The sequence below is a fragment of the Psychrobacter sp. P11F6 genome, assembly GCF_001435295.1.
Classification (GTDB): Bacteria; Pseudomonadota; Gammaproteobacteria; order Pseudomonadales; family Moraxellaceae; genus Psychrobacter.
This window is the reverse complement of sequence record NZ_CM003594.1, coordinates 1-16,437: the sequence shown is the minus strand read 5'-3', so window position 1 is coordinate 16,437 and position 16,437 is coordinate 1. Positions and strand designations below refer to the sequence as shown.

Annotated in this window: 12 protein-coding genes; 3 read left to right on the top strand and 9 right to left on the bottom strand. The window is 41.0% G+C overall.

All coding sequences use genetic code 11. From position 1 onward, the window contains the following. Positions 1–2: 2 nt before the first annotated feature. A complete protein-coding gene (locus AK822_RS00065; protein WP_060490121.1) occupies positions 3–1,169 on the bottom strand; it encodes a MalY/PatB family protein in 1,167 nt (388 codons plus the stop codon). Between the two features lie 245 nt (positions 1,170–1,414). On the opposite strand from AK822_RS00065, the gene AK822_RS00060 reads away from it, so the two are divergent. Beyond that, positions 1,415–2,245 carry a hypothetical protein gene (locus AK822_RS00060; protein ID WP_060490120.1) on the top strand — a complete coding sequence of 277 codons (831 nt, stop codon included), beginning with the start codon at positions 1,415–1,417 and terminating at the stop codon, positions 2,243–2,245. A gap of 437 nt (positions 2,246–2,682) precedes the next feature. Here AK822_RS00060 and AK822_RS00050 read toward each other — a convergent pair whose 3' ends face one another. From AK822_RS00050 to AK822_RS00040, 3 genes are all read right to left on the bottom strand, one after another. Then, on the bottom strand, positions 2,683–3,705 hold the full coding sequence (locus AK822_RS00050; protein WP_060490118.1) for a DEAD/DEAH box helicase: 1,023 nt from the start codon (positions 3,703–3,705) through the stop codon (positions 2,683–2,685). Beyond that, positions 3,690–5,252: an ATP-dependent nuclease gene (locus AK822_RS00045; RefSeq protein WP_060490117.1), complete on the bottom strand. Its 1,563-nt coding sequence runs from the start codon at positions 5,250–5,252 to the stop codon at positions 3,690–3,692. The genes AK822_RS00050 and AK822_RS00045 overlap by 16 nt, the downstream gene beginning before the upstream one ends. A 94-nt stretch (positions 5,253–5,346) precedes the next feature. Continuing rightward, positions 5,347–6,162, bottom strand: a complete 816-nt coding sequence (locus AK822_RS00040; RefSeq protein ID WP_060490116.1) for a crotonase/enoyl-CoA hydratase family protein — start codon at positions 6,160–6,162, stop codon at positions 5,347–5,349. Between the two features lie 216 nt (positions 6,163–6,378). On the opposite strand from AK822_RS00040, the gene AK822_RS00035 reads away from it, so the two are divergent. After that, positions 6,379–7,116 (top strand): LysE family translocator, encoded by a 738-nt coding sequence (locus AK822_RS00035; protein WP_060490115.1) that lies wholly within the window; start codon positions 6,379–6,381, stop codon positions 7,114–7,116. Positions 7,117–7,181: 65 nt separating this feature from the next. Next, a complete protein-coding gene (rlmF, locus tag AK822_RS00030; protein ID WP_060492115.1) occupies positions 7,182–8,219 on the top strand; it encodes a 23S rRNA (adenine(1618)-N(6))-methyltransferase RlmF in 1,038 nt (345 codons plus the stop codon). Between the two features lie 123 nt (positions 8,220–8,342). Here the strand turns inward: rlmF and AK822_RS00025 are convergent, their stop codons facing one another. The 5 genes from AK822_RS00025 to dnaA all read right to left on the bottom strand — a co-directional run bounded on the left by AK822_RS00025 (position 8,343) and on the right by dnaA (position 16,365). Then, entirely contained in the window at positions 8,343–8,924 is a 582-nt protein-coding gene (locus AK822_RS00025) for a manganese efflux pump MntP (protein ID WP_060490114.1), read from the bottom strand. Positions 8,925–9,077: 153 nt separating this feature from the next. Continuing rightward, positions 9,078–11,693 (bottom strand): DNA topoisomerase (ATP-hydrolyzing) subunit B, encoded by a 2,616-nt coding sequence (gyrB, locus tag AK822_RS00020; RefSeq protein ID WP_060490113.1) that lies wholly within the window; start codon positions 11,691–11,693, stop codon positions 9,078–9,080. 502 nt (positions 11,694–12,195) lie between these two features. Then, entirely contained in the window at positions 12,196–13,401 is a 1,206-nt protein-coding gene (gene recF / locus AK822_RS00015) for a DNA replication/repair protein RecF (RefSeq protein WP_060490112.1), read from the bottom strand. A 181-nt stretch (positions 13,402–13,582) separates the two neighbouring features. Beyond that, on the bottom strand, positions 13,583–14,758 hold the full coding sequence (gene dnaN / locus AK822_RS00010; RefSeq protein WP_060490111.1) for a DNA polymerase III subunit beta: 1,176 nt from the start codon (positions 14,756–14,758) through the stop codon (positions 13,583–13,585). Positions 14,759–14,919: 161 nt separating this feature from the next. Next, positions 14,920–16,365 (bottom strand): chromosomal replication initiator protein DnaA, encoded by a 1,446-nt coding sequence (dnaA, locus tag AK822_RS00005; RefSeq protein ID WP_060492114.1) that lies wholly within the window; start codon positions 16,363–16,365, stop codon positions 14,920–14,922. Positions 16,366–16,437: the final 72 nt, after the last annotated feature.

The following is a 16,437-nucleotide window of genomic DNA, read 5'->3' as shown; positions in this document are numbered from 1 at the left end:
TATTACTGTTTAAAAGCATCGCTATTTAATGCAGTATGCATACGAGTTAGCCCTTCTATAAGCAGCGCTTTAGGGCACGCTACATTAAGGCGCATTTTTAGATGCCCCTCATTACCATATTTGATACCTGCACTCAGCTCAACCTTAGCGGCTCTTAGTGTGTCATAAAGTATTTGATCGTCTTGCGCATATGCCGAGCAATCAAGCCAAATCAAATAAGAAGCTTCTGGACGCATCACCTTAATTTTAGGCAGATGCTTTTCTAAAAATTGTAGCGTTAAGTCAATATTGGCTTCGATATAAGTCAGCGCCTGCGCCAACCATTCACCGCCTTGCTCATAAGCACTACGCATGGCCGTATAAGCAAATAAATTTAGCTCATGCTCGTCACTCAAACGCTGCTGCTGGTTAATTTTACTCAGTAATGCCCTGTCTTTAGCAAACATCATCGAGCCTTTGATACCGGCAATATTAAAGGTTTTGGTCATCGAGGTTAGGCTGACTACTTTGTGCTCATAGCCTGTTGCTAGGGTTAAAAAGGGAATAAAGGTGTGACCACTCAAAGTTAAATCTTGATGAATCTCATCACTCACAATCGCCACATCGTGCTTTTTGCAGATTAAAAGCAGCGCTTCAAGCTCATCCGCTGTCCATACACGTCCGCCCGGATTATGCGGATTACACAACAAATACAGCTTAACTTTATGCTCGATAATTTTAGCTTCTATATCAGCTAAATCCAGATAGTATCGCCCCTCATTCTCCTGTAATGCAGAGGTCACCAGCTTACGATTATTATCCAAAACCTTGGTCATAAAAGGCGTATAAATCGGGTCATTAATGAGTACCGCATCCCCTGCCTCGGTAAATACTTTCATCATCAGCACCAAACTTGGCACGACACCCGTAGAGAAAAGAATATCCCGCTTATCCAGCCACAAGTCGTAACGACTGCCATGCCAGTCGATAATCGCTTGATACAACGGCTCGGTCGGCACGGTGTAACCCAATATGCCATGCTGCGTCACTTGCTCAATCGCCGCTAAAATAGGCTGGGCGGTCTTAAAGTCCATATCCGCGACCCATAGCGGAATCGTGTCATCGCTATAATGCCATTTAAACGACCCCGTATCACGTCTGTCTATTATTTCATCAAAGTTGTACAGCACCGATGCTCTCCTTTACGGTAGTTTTATATTATAACTGTTCATTCGTCGGCTTAAATGACCTTTGAAAATATAATGCTATCATTATTTGAATAATGGTTAAAAATTAGTGTTACATTAATGTTGCGGACTCTACATATGATCAGGTTATTTATGCCAGAGTATGCTCATATTGCAAGGATTGTGATCTATCAGCTTTTACCCAAACCCTCTACTAAGCCAAGATGGCTTGTCTAAAAGGATTTAGCATGATGAAAATGGATTCCCTATCAAAATTAGCACTCAAAATCAGTTCCCTTACTCTCGCCATTGCCGCAACTTCTGCATGCACTGCTATGGCAACAGGTGCTGACTCCCAAGTTTCAAATACCCAAACCACTACGAACAGTACTGCCATTACTTTAGGCAATAGTGCTATGTCTAGCGGCACTAACGACACGGTTGCTATCGGTAATATGGCCAATGCAGGTCTGAACTCAGCAACCGCTGTCGGCGGTCAAGCCAACGCTGCAGGTTTAGGCTCAACTTCTATCGGTTGGCAATCAAAAGCCACTGCCGAACGCGCGCAAGCCTTTGGTCATCTAGCCAATGCTAGCGGTGTTCGCTCTACCGCAGTCGGCGAAGCGGCAATCGCTGGTGGTACTAACGATACGGTCGCTGTCGGCAATAAAGCCAATGCAGGTCTAAACTCCGCAACGGCTATTGGCGGGGAAGCCAATGCCGCAGGTTTAGGCTCAACGTCTATCGGTTGGCAATCAAAAGCCACTGCTGAACGCGCGCAAGCCTTTGGTCATATAGCCGATGCTAGTGGTGTACGCTCTACCGCAGTTGGTGAAGCGGCAGCCGCACAAGGTGCAAACTCGGTAGCGCTAGGCAATAAATCTATGGCAGGCGGCATGAACAGCATCGCTATCGGTAACGAGGCAAAAGCGACCAAAAACAACCAAGTCGTCTTAGGTAATGCTGGACAAGTGCAATCTAGTACCGCATCACAGTCTGGTACGGTTAGAATAGTCACTATCGATGACAACGGCACATTAGGCACTATGATGGTTGACTACTACCAAAAAGCTAAATAATTATAGTTGCGTGGTCAACACTGATGCTGTTGTAGTCAGTCATACTAAATAAAACAAAAAACCTCGCGATTGCGAGGTTTTTTTGGTTGGTATGTTTGGTTTGCTTGGTAGTATTTTGAAGTGCTGTATTAGATTGCGTGGTTATCAGAGCTACTATGAAGCTGAAGCCGATCATCCTGCCATCCGCTATTATCTGCTTATCTAGGTGTGAGGATGGATCAAGCGAAGTACTGCTTCGCCCTGACGCAAGAGAAAATCTATGATTTTCTGTGGCTAGGTTTGGTCTCGAGACTACCCCAAAACCTAGCCTTCGCAACACGCCTATTCAAGCAGGATAGCCGATACTGTCAGGGCTAAACCGCGCCTTCACAGTATCGATTAAGTATATTTGATTTAATAGTAGAGCTTATCAAAAACACCTGTAAACAGATAGAGAGCTAACAACCTTTAAATTTTCTAATATTTTTTTCAGGCACAAAATATAGTTTGTTTCTTGCTCTACTACAAGCTACATAAAGTTTATTGATAGTTTTTGAAGGTAACTCATGAAGAGTATTTTCAATATAATGCTTTAAAGTGATATTATTCAAAACCACACAAACATCTGAAAAATCATCTAGTCCTTTAACAGCACCCCAATTATCGCCATAACACTTATATTTATTACTTGATTGATAAAATAATTTCACTATTTCATCATCCTTGAATAATCTTAAAGCATCTTTTTCACAGCTAACAAACTCTATTATAGTTGAATCACTACGGTGCGAATTTATGCTTATCTTTAGTTTATCACTTATGAATAAGCATACAGTTGGACTACAACGATGGCTAGCAGATAAGGTTGGCCTGTCGATTGTATGTCCAGATTTGCTTAATCTTGTTATATATTTAACGTAATCTTCGTGGAGCTTTGCATTTGTATTACCATCTCTACTTGTGTCAAAAGTGTGTTGATAAAAATCACCAACAAGTAGTTGATTCAACTTAGCTGCCCCTAACTCAACTAAAAAGTTGAAATCATTACCTCCAAAATCTTGAATTTCATCAACATATAAATAGTCGAAGTACTTCTCTACTCTATTTATTGTTTCAGCTAACGACCGATTAATGATTAATTTCGCAAGTCTATTAGCATAGATGTAATCGTTTCTCGTAAAATAATGATTTCTATTAGTTATCTTAGTTCTAAGTGGAGGTTTTTGCCATATCAACCCTTTAGAATTCAATTCAACATGAAGTATAGGTTTATAGCAAAATGTATAAAGAAAAGAGAAGTATCCATATACCTTTATTCCGTTTGGAATTAACCCAAACTTCCTTATAATCCTCTTCTTTATATTTTCAACATTATTGATAGTATAAGTTATGATTAAGGCTCTACTATCAGTTTGAAGATCGTTGATAATCGATGTTGTTTTACCAGAACCTGCGACTGCAAGAACTACCCTCTTATCCATTGTATCGCCTTCTCTATATAAACTGGAATATTGATTTCATCTGCTCTTTCATCAAGTAACTTGAAAGCACTATCTGCTTTATTTTTGAGCATATAATCCAAAATAGGTAGCGTTCTTTTAGGAGAAGAAAATATTTGATCGCAAAGTTTTTTGTTTATGTTATAAAGACATATTTCAAAGGTTTCATTTTTATTATCAGAGTCATAAAATACTTCTATATCACTAGATAAATAATCACGGTATCTCTGTAGACAGTGCTTATTATAGTCTCCATCATTATCCCTAATGACAGCAGTTTTAATACCTAATTTCTCAGCTAAATCTAAGTACCTTTTAAAACTTGTGCCTCCTACCGATAAGATATGTACATCGTCAACATCTGGTGTAGATTGGCTACACTTCTTATAGAAAGCTTCTAATAATATAAACTCAGCATCACCTTCTACAAGAATTACTTTTTTAGATAAAATAAATTCTAAAATATTATTGTTTGGTGCTTTCATAAAGAACTTAGCAGTATCTTCTGGTATATCTTTCAAGGTTACAGGATATCTACTATTACTATTTAATAAGATAGACTTCCTTAGATCTAGACGCGTGCTTACCAGACTACTATGAGTTGCAATAAAAATCTGGTCTACTGAAGAGGCAGATATCCGATTGATAAGCTTTTTCATACTAATGTGGCTCAAATGGTTCTCTGGCTCTTCCAATAAAATTGTGTTTACTGATTTTCCTTGAGGCTGACTTAAAGCAAACTCTGTTTTGACAAAGCACTGCTTTCCTTTACCTTTGTGTTCAATGGGTATATCTCCTTCAACAATAGTTAAGTCAGTATCAAGGTTTGAGCGTGGGTTTGAACGTATTGAAAACTCATAGTCACTTAAATTATTGTTAACTCTGTGTAAGCTATTATCCTTAAAACTAATTTTTTGCTGCCTATACTCGTTAGCTAGGATGCTTCGATCAACTGGGCTTAATAGTGATTCGTAAAGATTTGATATGTACCTTCTAGTAGCATACTCATTATTAATCTGTGTGCTATCAATAGCTATATATCTAAAGTATTTACTATAACCAGAAAATGCAATTCCTGCGAAAGTACTAAAGTTAATATCGTAAAGCTCAAATGGAAAATTATCACCGGACTGGCTTAGTATAGAACTAATCTCTCCTAGTAGACTTTCATTTGGTTTACAGATTAATGGAAGCCCATCGCTATCTTTTTTATCTAGATTATAGTTACCATAAAGGTTAGGATAATTTTGCTCTTCTAAATATATTTCTACATGAATAGTAGGTAATTTATCAATTTCTTTACTACTTGAAAGAAAGTTTTTAATTACTGACATTGAGAAAATATTTTCTAGCCCTATACTTTCGACACGAGCAGCACTTCCACTTATCACAAGCTCTAATGCCGTTAGTATCGTACTTTTCCCAGCCTCATTATCCCCAATTATTAGATTTATATTTGGCGTAAAATCAACTTCAAAATCCTCGAACCTTTTAAAGTTCTTTAGTTTCAACTTTTTTATAACTTTCACATTTAATCTCTTAAATAAAAGGGCAAAATAATAATGTCAGAATAAGTATTTACTATCAACATTTGTAATGAAAATAGTCCAATATTGATTAAGTCTAACGCCCCACAAACTCAGCCTCACGTCTCTCAACCATCGCCATCGCACCCTCTTTCGCATCTTTTGAATGAAACAAATGCGGCAGATAGCCATGAATATTAGCTAATGCTACTTTTGCGCCATTGCGACTGGCATCTTGTGCTGAGGATAGTAATCCTTGTACGCCAAGCGGTGCAGCGTTGCAAATCTCTTGTGCGATAGTTAGTGCGCGTTCGTATTCTTCCCCATTTGCCACCACTTCACTAACCAGATTTAGTCGATCAGCAGTTTGTGCATCAAAGTTTTTACCCGTTAATAGATACGGCATCGCTTTTTGCCAACCAGCTGCCGCGACAAAGCGTACCGTTGCGCCACCAAACGGCATGATTCCGCGCTGGACTTCCATTTGCGCAAAGTTGCAGTTATCACTGGCGATAACGACATCGCTATTTAACATCAGCTCAATCCCAGCGGTGAAACACGTTCCTTGTATCGCCACGACCACAGGTTTGGTGCGCAGTTTTCCACCAATTCCCCATGGATCTATTTGGGTTTCATCGAATTCAAATGCGCCTTTATCCCATTTATCTTGTAGCTCCATCAAATCAAGCCCTGCGGTGAAGTGCTCACCATGGGCGAATATTAACGCACAGCGTAGATTCGCATCATTTTCATATTGAGTGAGTGCCTCAGACAGCTGCTTAATCATATGGCTGTCAAAAGCATTGCGTTTATCAGAACGATTTAGCCCAATCAGGCAGATATAATCTTGAGTTTCATAGGTGATGCGAGAGCCATTGCTAGTAGAATTGCTATTATTACTTTCCGTAGTCATGTTTTCATCCTTATTAGAGCGATCATTTTATGGTTTATTCTATGGCGAATTAATACTACTAAAAATCATGTAACTTACTTTCAATATAGACATACGCTACGTGCAACGCAAGCATCGTTTTAGCATGAGCATCAATAGCTGGTATCGATATTAGTTGACCTAATTTACGCTAATATGCAACTATTATCCAACTCAAGAAATGAATCAGAGCACGTTATGGAATTTTGGCACGGTTTTTTGCTTATCACCAGCGTCCATCTACTCGCTGCCGCCTCTCCGGGTCCTGATTTTGTATTAGTCTCACAGCAAACTTTGGCAAAAGGGCGACGCACAGGTTTGATTTGTAGTCTTGGTATTACTTTGGGTCTTGCGATACACATCACTTATTCGGTGCTAGGACTGGCAACGCTCATCGCCCATTCGCAGCCACTACTCACTGCTATTAAATGGTTGGGCGGCAGTTATCTTATTTATCTAGGATGGCAAGGTATTCAAGCCAAACCGAAAAAAACATCAGAATTAGCAAATCCAGTAGAGCTAATAGATTCAGGTGTTCACGTTTCACAAGATATGCTTATTAAGCAAACGACTTCTACCAATCATACCGAGCTTTCTGATAAAGCCATTTCTAATAAAAAACCGCCTACTGATACAGGCTCAACCGCTTCCATTCTGCGCCGTGGCTTTTTTTGTAATGTGTTTAACCCAAAAGCGCCAGTATATTTCGTGGCGATATTTACTCTCGTTTTATCACCCGACATACCGCTGTGGCAATTGGCTATTTATGGTGTATGGATGATGGTCTTGCAGATGGCATGGTTTAGTACCGTGGTGATGTTACTGTCTATTCCTGCCATTCATCGTCGCTTTCAGCGTTTTGAACATTGGATCGACCGCGTATTGGGTACAGCGATGATAATATTGGGATTAAATCTTATTTTACGTAGTCGATAAGACGCTAGTGACTCGTGAAATCTGCTAAAATGGTGCATTATATTCAAACATCAAAGCCCGATACTATGACCAGTAAGCCTATGAACCGTCGCCCGACCGCCAACAATCACCGAAACAGATCGCCTGAGACTGCTAAAAAATTAGGGCAGCTACATCCGCGCAATCCGCACCAAGGTCGTTATGACTTTGAAGTATTGACTCGCGCTTTGCCTGAGCTTGCTAAGCATACCATTACCAATCCTAAGGGCGAGTCGACGATTAACTTCTCAGACAGCGCCGCCGTGCGCGTCCTTAATCAGGCACTACTAGCAAATTATTATGGTGTGAAGTTTTGGGATATCCCGGAAGGCTATCTATGTCCACCGATTCCAGGACGTGCCGATTATATTCACTACATTGCCGATTTACTCGCGCAGACGACGCATGTTAATAAAGACAATACGCCACCGACTGGTAAAGAAATCCACGCCCTTGATATCGGTACTGGTTCTAGTGCTATTTATCCGATTATTGGTAGTCAAAGTTATGGCTGGCGCTTTACCGCTTCAGACATTGACCCAATTTCGGTCAATACCGCCGCGCTGATTTGTGAGACCAATCCAAAGCTAAAAAGTGCCGTTAAAGTAAAACTACAGACCGAACCTAAATTTATTTTTAAAAATATCATCGGTCGCCAAGATTACTTTGATGTGGTGGTTTGTAATCCGCCGTTCCATGCCTCATTAGAAGAAGCGATGGAAGCCAATAGCCGTAAGCAGCATAATTTGCAACGACATCGCGGTAAGAATGAGAACGCACAAATCAGCCGCAGCTCAACCAAGTCTGGCAATGCCGCACAGAATCTAAACTTTGGTGGTCAGCATAAAGAGCTATGGTCTGAGGGCGGTGAGATTGCCTTCTTAACCAAGATGGCAAAAGAGAGTCAAGATTTCGCTGAGCATGTTGGCTGGTTCACAAGTTTAGTCTCAAAGTCAGAAAACGTGAAGCCTATGCAATTGCTGTTAAAACAACTTGGTGTTGCTCAAATGCGCATCATTGAGATGAGCCAAGGTCAAAAAAGTACGCGTATACTTGCATGGCGTTTTGATACTGACGAAGAATAGAGAGTAGTTAATATAAGATAGTTATAGTTTCACGTGAAACAAAGCCTTTATTAAAAAAGCACCCCTTTGATCATCAAAGGGGTGCTTTTTATTGTAGAGAATTCAGCCATCTAATGATGATTATTAACGGATAAACATCACCTTTATACCAATGGCTATCAATACTAATCCACCAAGCATCTCAGCTTTATCCTCCAGCCAAGTTCCAGAAGACTTACCTAAATAGCTACCGCAAAAGCCAAATCCAGCGGTGATAATAGCGATAATGAAGCACGCTAGCCACGCATTAACTGCTAGTAAATTCAAAGTAAAGCCTGCTGCCATCGCATCAATACTGGTAGCGATAGCCAATGTAAACATCATACGATGATTGATTTTTTCTTGTATGTTGACGTCAAAACTGTCTGCTAATACCGCTTCAACCTCACCATTAAACGCTTCATATAACATCTTAGCGCCAAGCATAATAAGAATCCCACCACCAATCCACGGTGCAGCAGTCGCCAACCAGCCTAGCAATACTGCACCCAATAGATAACCTATCAGCGGCATCACACCCTGTGCAATACCAAAATACAGTGCTGCATAAACGGCTAAACGCAGCACATAAGCAGATGATTGCTTTTGCGACTTAGCCCCTAACCCAATTGATACCGCAAATGCATCCATCGCCAAGGCTATCGCAAGTAAAAAAACTTCGATCATTTCTATATCCATTATCTAAAGCAATTCGTAAACTAAGTTTCACGTGAAACAATTCTAACATTAAAAAACCACCGCCTTGATTGCCAAAGCGGTGGTTTTTTAATTAATTAACAATGATTTCGCGACTCTTTATGTTCAACTTAGAGGCTCAACCTAGATGTCTAAATTAGACACCGTCAATGCGTTCTCTTCAATGAAAATACGACGCGGTTCAACATGATCACCCATCAAGCAGGTAAACATATGATCCGCCGCAATCGCGTCTTCAATCGTCACACGTAACATACGACGGTTTTCAGGATCCATCGTGGTATCCCAGAGCTGATCTGCGTTCATTTCACCCAGCCCTTTATAGCGCTGAATTGCTAGACCACGACGCGCATCAAGCATCATCTGCTGCCAGAGATAATCAAAGTCGCGTACAGGGATATCTTTGGTCGTACCAGTCGTTGCTTCACGGCGGATAAAGGCATCCTCTTCAAGCAAGGTATTCCATTCAGCAGACAAACGCAGCAACTTGCTGTACTCGCCGGAATTGATAAAGCTAGCATCTAGCAGATAATGATGGGCTAACTGGTGCACATACACCGTAATACGCGGTAGCCACTGTGCTTTTGCTACTGGAGCTTCAGCGTCAACATTTTCCCCGCCTTCAACCTCAATGACAGGCTTCATACCCAATAAATCAGCAGCAGCAGCATCCATATTTTTAGGCTGCGGCGCGTGGATATTCACCAGTTCAATCTCCGGACTCAAGTCACTACCGAAGTGCTCAAGCTGGGCTTGCATTACCTCTTTCCAAGCTTGCATCGCAGGCAAATCATAAGTCATATCGGTGCTAAGCTTCGGTGTATGCGTTAACGCATCCAAAAGTACCGCTGGAAAACGAATCTGCAAACGGGCTTTGATCAGCTGCGTTTGGTTATAATCATTTAGTAGCGTTTCTAGCGCTTGCCCCGTAATAGCAGGCGCATCCGCACTGATATGCAGCTTAGTATTATCAATCGTTGAAGACAATAAATACGCTTTAAGTGCTTCGTCGTCTTTTAGGTACAGTTCTTGACGACCTTTTTTCACTTTATAAAGCGGTGGTTGGGCGATATAAATATAACCACGTTCAATCAGCTCAGGTGTTTGACGGAAAAAGAAGGTTAATAAAAGGGTGCGAATATGTGACCCATCAACGTCCGCATCGGTCATGATAATGATTTTATGATAGCGTACTTTATCTGGATTATATTCGTCTGGACCAATGCCGCAACCAAGCGCAGTAATGAGGTTACCAACCTCAGCAGAAGACAGCATTTTGTCAAAACGTGCGCGCTCTACGTTTAGGATTTTACCTTTCAATGGCAAGATCGCTTGGGTTTTGCGGCTACGGCCCTGCTTTGCTGAACCACCTGCAGAGTCACCCTCCACAATGTAAAGCTCTGACAATGCCGGATCTTTTTCTTGGCAATCTGCCAACTTACCAGGCAAACCAGCGATATCTAACGTGGTTTTACGACGCGTCATTTCACGTGCTTTACGAGCAGCGTCACGAGCACGAGCGGCATCAATGATTTTGCCAGCAATAGCCTTACCAGCGCTTGGATTCTCTTGCAGATAGTCATTAAACTTATCATGCATTGCTGATTCGACCGCAGATTTTACTTCACTTGATACCAGTTTATCTTTGGTTTGACTCGAAAACTTAGGATCTGGAACTTTAACGGATACGATAGCGGTTAGACCTTCACGCGCATCATCACCAGTAGCAACGACCTTCTCTTTTTTAAAGAGATTCTCGCGATCCATATAGGTATTCAAACAACGCGTCAACGCTGAACGAAAGCCAGATAAATGCGTACCACCATCCCTTTGGGGAATATTGTTGGTGAAACAAAACACTTTTTCGTTATAAGTATCTGTCCACTGTAATGCCACTTCGACGCTGATACCGTCATCTTGCTCACTCACAAAATGAAAGACTTCATTGATGCCATCTTTACCAGCATTGATATAGCTGACAAATTCTGACAAGCCGCCTTTGTGTTCAAACTCATGACGCTTATCAATACGCTCATCCGTTAAAACAATGCGTACACCCGAGTTCAAAAATGATAGCTCACGCAAACGCTTCGCTAAAATATCGTACTCAAAGATGGTGCCAGTAAATACATCGCTACTTGGATAAAAGCGAATTTGCGTACCGGTTTTGTCGGTTGGCTCCATTTGCTGAATGTCTGCATCAGGCACCCCATCAGTATAGGTTTGATGATAGTGATAGCCTTCACGCCAGATATTCATTTCAAGCTTTTTCGATAAGGCGTTAACGACCGAGACACCAACACCATGTAAGCCGCCTGATACTTTATAGCTGTTATCATCGAACTTACCGCCTGCATGCAAGACAGTCATAATGACCTGCGCCGCAGATACACCCTCTTCTGGATGGATATCGACAGGCACGCCGCGACCATTATCCATGACGCTCACAGATTCGTCTTCGTGGATAATGATATCGATTTGATCACAATGACCCGCGAGTGCCTCATCGATAGAGTTATCCACCACCTCAAAGACCATATGATGTAAGCCTGTACCATCATCCGTATCACCGATGTACATACCAGGGCGTACGCGTACCGCTTCTAACCCGCGCAATACACGAATATCTTTGGAGCTATAATCAGAAGGTAAACTTTCAGGAACCACCGCTGGTGCCGTAGTTTCAGCAATGCTGTCTGACGTCAGTTGCTCGTGGTCGGTAGGTAATGAATCACTCATGTGCATTCCTTAATCTAGCCATAATCAGCCGTTTGTTATTAGCGCACCACTACGATGACGCCTCATAACGTTATTTTAGACTTAATTTTTATAGTCAAAACCTTTGATAAGCATTACCAGCTAAAACACGATTAGCTAAAAATTCTTGAGTGTTGATAGCGACTTAAAAAGAGTTTCAAGTCCGCGCTTTTTTTCTCTAACATCGGCTTCTTTTTTTAAACATTATAAAAACCAAGAGAGCAAACAAAACATCTATTTATCAAATACTTAGAAATTTACAGGCATTGGAAAACACCTATATAACGTCATCAAACAACTTGCTGAGAACAGGACAAAAATAAAGCCCCATTTTAGCATTTTTTTGCCTCTAAGTCACTGTTTACTGAGCGTTTTATCCCTATAAAACCAGCTCGCAAAGATAGCCTATATCATTACGAAACGACAGGTAGATAAGTATCGATATAAAAGACCGTGGAGAAAGGAAATAACATAAAGGAGATAATTAAGGACTCAAGATTTGACCTTGTTTCACATGAAACGTACTGGGTTTTGACCAGTATTGATGCACCAAAGGCAAAATATCATTGGTTAAGCTGGTCATAAATACCTGACATGGCAGCTGCGCTAACGTCGACAATAGAATATCTATCGCCCTATCATCAAGCTCTGCAGTAATATCATCTAGCAATACCACTGGTGTCACCTGAGCATGAGCGCTATCATTTGATAGATCATTAGTCTTTTGGGTATTTAGCAGTAATGGCAGTTGCGATAAACGCAGTGCTGTGATTAATAGCTTTTTTTCACCACGCGACAATACATTGGCTGCCTGCTCTTTTATAACAGGTACTTTGAGGTTAGTGTCCGCTTCATGCATTGTATCTGAGAAATTATTATTCGACGCTGCCGAGTCATTAGAGCGCCAATGCACATGAACATCAGCACGGTGATTACCGATACGAGTATATCCCAGTTGCAAATCCTGTTCTAAGCGCTCGTTAAGCTGTATATCCAGCGCAACAGTAGTATCATAACCAGCATTATAGCTAAGGCTCAATTGCTCCGCATAAGCGGGCAATAACTGCGCGATACTTTCAGCAAAATAAGGCTGCCATTCTGCGAATATCCGTTCACGATAATGATGAATCAGTGCCGCATGATTACTAAGTCCTTTGTCCCACGATTTTAGTTCAGCGAGCTGCACTTGGGTCAAATGACGTGTCTTTTTTAGTAAACTATTGCGCTGTTTTAATAGACGCTGATAGGCGAGCCATTGCGGATGGAAACCTTGTTTCATGTGAAACACTAGCCAATCTAGCAGCTGGCGACGACTAGCACTTCCCTGCTCTAGCATATCCATCGTCGACGGATCTAGCAGTAGCGTTGGTAGCTTCTCAGTTAAGATGCTTTGGTTATAGACAGTGGTTTGATTCAGACGTAAAATTGTGGTCGCGTCAGCTTGTTTTTGGATAGCTAAAGTATTGCTATCATTGATTCTAGCGTACACAGTCACTGTATTTTGATGGTGCTGAATGTAGCGTTTTGGCTGGTGATGACGAAAGCTTTTTCCTCTTGATAGCAGAAATATGGCTTCGAGTAATGAAGTTTTTCCACTGCCATTGGCACCGATAATGACGTTGCAAGCTGTTGCATGTAGATTGACGTGCGTCAGGTTGCGTAGGTTCGATATTTGTAGACGTTCAATCATAATGCCGACAGCCGCCTATTGACGCTACCTATAATAATAGGCAAAAGTTTAATGATTATTAAATTTAAAATACTGAATTTTAATCAAAGACACTCAGCTTACCTTAATTTTTAAGTGCAAACTGAGTGTCTTTAGTCCCTGCTATTAAGCCTATTGAAAACATATAGAAATTATACAGAAACTATATACGCATTGGCATAATGACATACTGATGGAACTCATCATTCAACTGATTGACTAGCACCGACGCGTTTGATTGGCTCATGTGCATTTGCAAGTCACCTTGAATAACGCCAAGCACATCTTGTAAATAAGCAGCGTTAAAGGACAGCTCCATCGGCTCACCTTGATACTTCGCCTGTATCATCTCCACCGCTTCATCTTGCTCTGCATTATTAGCACGCACTTCTACCATGCCGTCGCTGGCAAAATTAAACACCACACCGCGAGATTTTTCATTACTTAAAATCGCGACACGGCGCAGTACGTCCGTCATTTTTTCTTGATTGAATAAAGCCAGTTTATCCGTATTACTTGGCATCACTCGGCGATAATCAGGGAATTTTCCATCAATCAGACGCGCAGTGAAAGTAACCATCAGATTTTGATTGACCTGTCCTGCACTATCAACGTCACCAAAGGGTAAGCTCACTTGCAAAAACTCACGACCAAAGCTCAAGGTGACCTGATTGTCTTGCTCACCAAGCATTTTTCCTAGCTCAGAGGCCAAGCGCTCAAGCTCAATGACAGCTTTACGGGGCAAAATAGCCTGCATATTTAAATCAGCACTGACATCGATAACGCTGCGCGCCAAAGCCAATCGATGCCCATCGGTTGCAACCGTCGTTAGCTGCTGTTGCGACACGTCAAACAACATGCCAGTCAAATAATAGCGTACATCTTGAATCGCCATTGCAAACTGCGTTTTATGAATCAAATCGATAAGACGATTGCGACTGATGGTCAATGGCGTGATATTTTCGGGATTACCTAAACTCGGATAATCTTCGCTAGGTAATGTGCCTAAGGTAAAGCGACTCTTGCCACTGGTTAATAAGCAGCGTTCATTTTCTTGAGTGGCCAAATTAATTTGAGCTTGTGCAGGCAATGATTTACAGATGTCTTTTAACTTTGTTGCGGGTAAAGTCGTGGTACCAGCTTCAACACAAGCACCAGCAGGCAATTTCAAAGTCGATGTCAGCTCTACTTCTAAATCAGAAGCCGTCAAAATAAGCGTTGATTCGGATAGCTGTAGCTTGATATTGCCCAAAATAACCATATTGTGCCGTTTATCAGCAGCCTTGGCGATCAAATTAATGGCTTTTAGTAACGACTCTCGATTAATCGATAATTGCATGCTTGGTTACTCTTATTTAAATGATTTTTATTATAAAACTTAACAATAATGGCTTAATCATACCCTGTCTATTGACTATAATCCATTTGCTGTCTGTCTACTCGTATTTTTAATATTATAAACCATATCAATCCACTAAAACATAGTGATACCGCGGCCTGCTAACCCGCTTGCAGCATTAATGCCAGTGTTTTGTAATCCTTATCAAACGCAGGATCTGCTGCTCGTAGCTCATTAACTTTGTCGCAAGCATGCATCACCGTTGTATGATCGCGACCACCGAATGATTGACCAATCTCAGGAAAGCTATCACCAGTCAACTCACGTGATAATGCCATCGCTATTTGACGCGGTCTAGCAATACTGCGCGTGCGTTTACGACCCATCATCTCTTTGATGGTCACATCATAGTACTCAGCAACCACTTTGCGAATATTATCCATATTCACAGCTTGCACACGCATCGCGACGATGTCTTTTAGCGCATATTGCACCATTTCAAGAGTAATCTGTGCACCCGTCAAGTTAGCATTGGCAAAGACTTGATTTAGAGCACCTTCTAAACGCCTAACATTTGAAACCACGTTTTGAGCGATGAATAATGCGCATTCTTTAGGCAGTGTCATACCATATGAAGCTGCTTTTTTTTGCAAAATTTGCACACGAGTATCAATCTCAGGCGGATCAACTGCTACAGTTAGCCCCCAAGAAAATCGCGATCTAAAACGTTCATCGAATTCGGTCATTTGCGAAGGATGACGATCTGAAGCCAAAATCAGTTGTTTATCACCACTGGTAAAATCTGCAAATAATGTCAAAAACTCATTACTACTTTTGGTTTTTCCTGCCAGTACATGAATATCATCTACAATCAATAAATCCACTTTTTTAATTTTCTTTTTAAAATCTTCTATTTTATTATTTCTTAATGAATAAACCAATTGATTAATAAATTTTTCAGAAGTGAAATAATAAAAACTTTGACTATTTTTTAAATAGCGATGTGCTACAGAATGCATTAAATGCGTTTTCCCCAAACCAGAAGGTCCATATATAAATAAAGGATTGTGTCGATTTTTTGATTGGCGCTTACCAAGCTCATAACAGGCTTTATAAGCCAGATTGTTAGATTTGCCAGTGACAAAAGTTTCAAAAGTAAAGTCAGGGTTTAGGTAACTTAACGACTTAGCATCAGCAGAATCAACCAATCCTGCGTGACGCATATTGGCATCAATATCTGCTTTTGCATTGTCATGATGAATGGTTTCAAACTTATGGTCTGCAAGGGTAGGGGAGGGTTTATCTTCATCAAACAAAGACCCTGATTGCAATTGACGATTGTCTTCGCTATCGCGGCCAGCGTTATCAACACGCACAACTACCTCTTCGATACTTCCTTGACTGTGCTTAGCAACCAGCTGCTGTATCTCTTGCAAGTGGTTTTTTTTGATGTAAGTCACAAAATAATCATTAGGAGCAAGTATAGTCAGCGTTTGCGCCTCTTGATGAGCTGACAATGGTCTCAACCACATAGTAAATACGTTGTCTTTGACGTTATATCGTAGGTCATTTAGACATTTATCCCAAATATTTGCTGTGTCTATCATGAAAAATACTAACCCTATAATTTGAAATAATATTTGTGTTTTAGCAGTGTGATCTGTTCCGTAGCCCTTCAT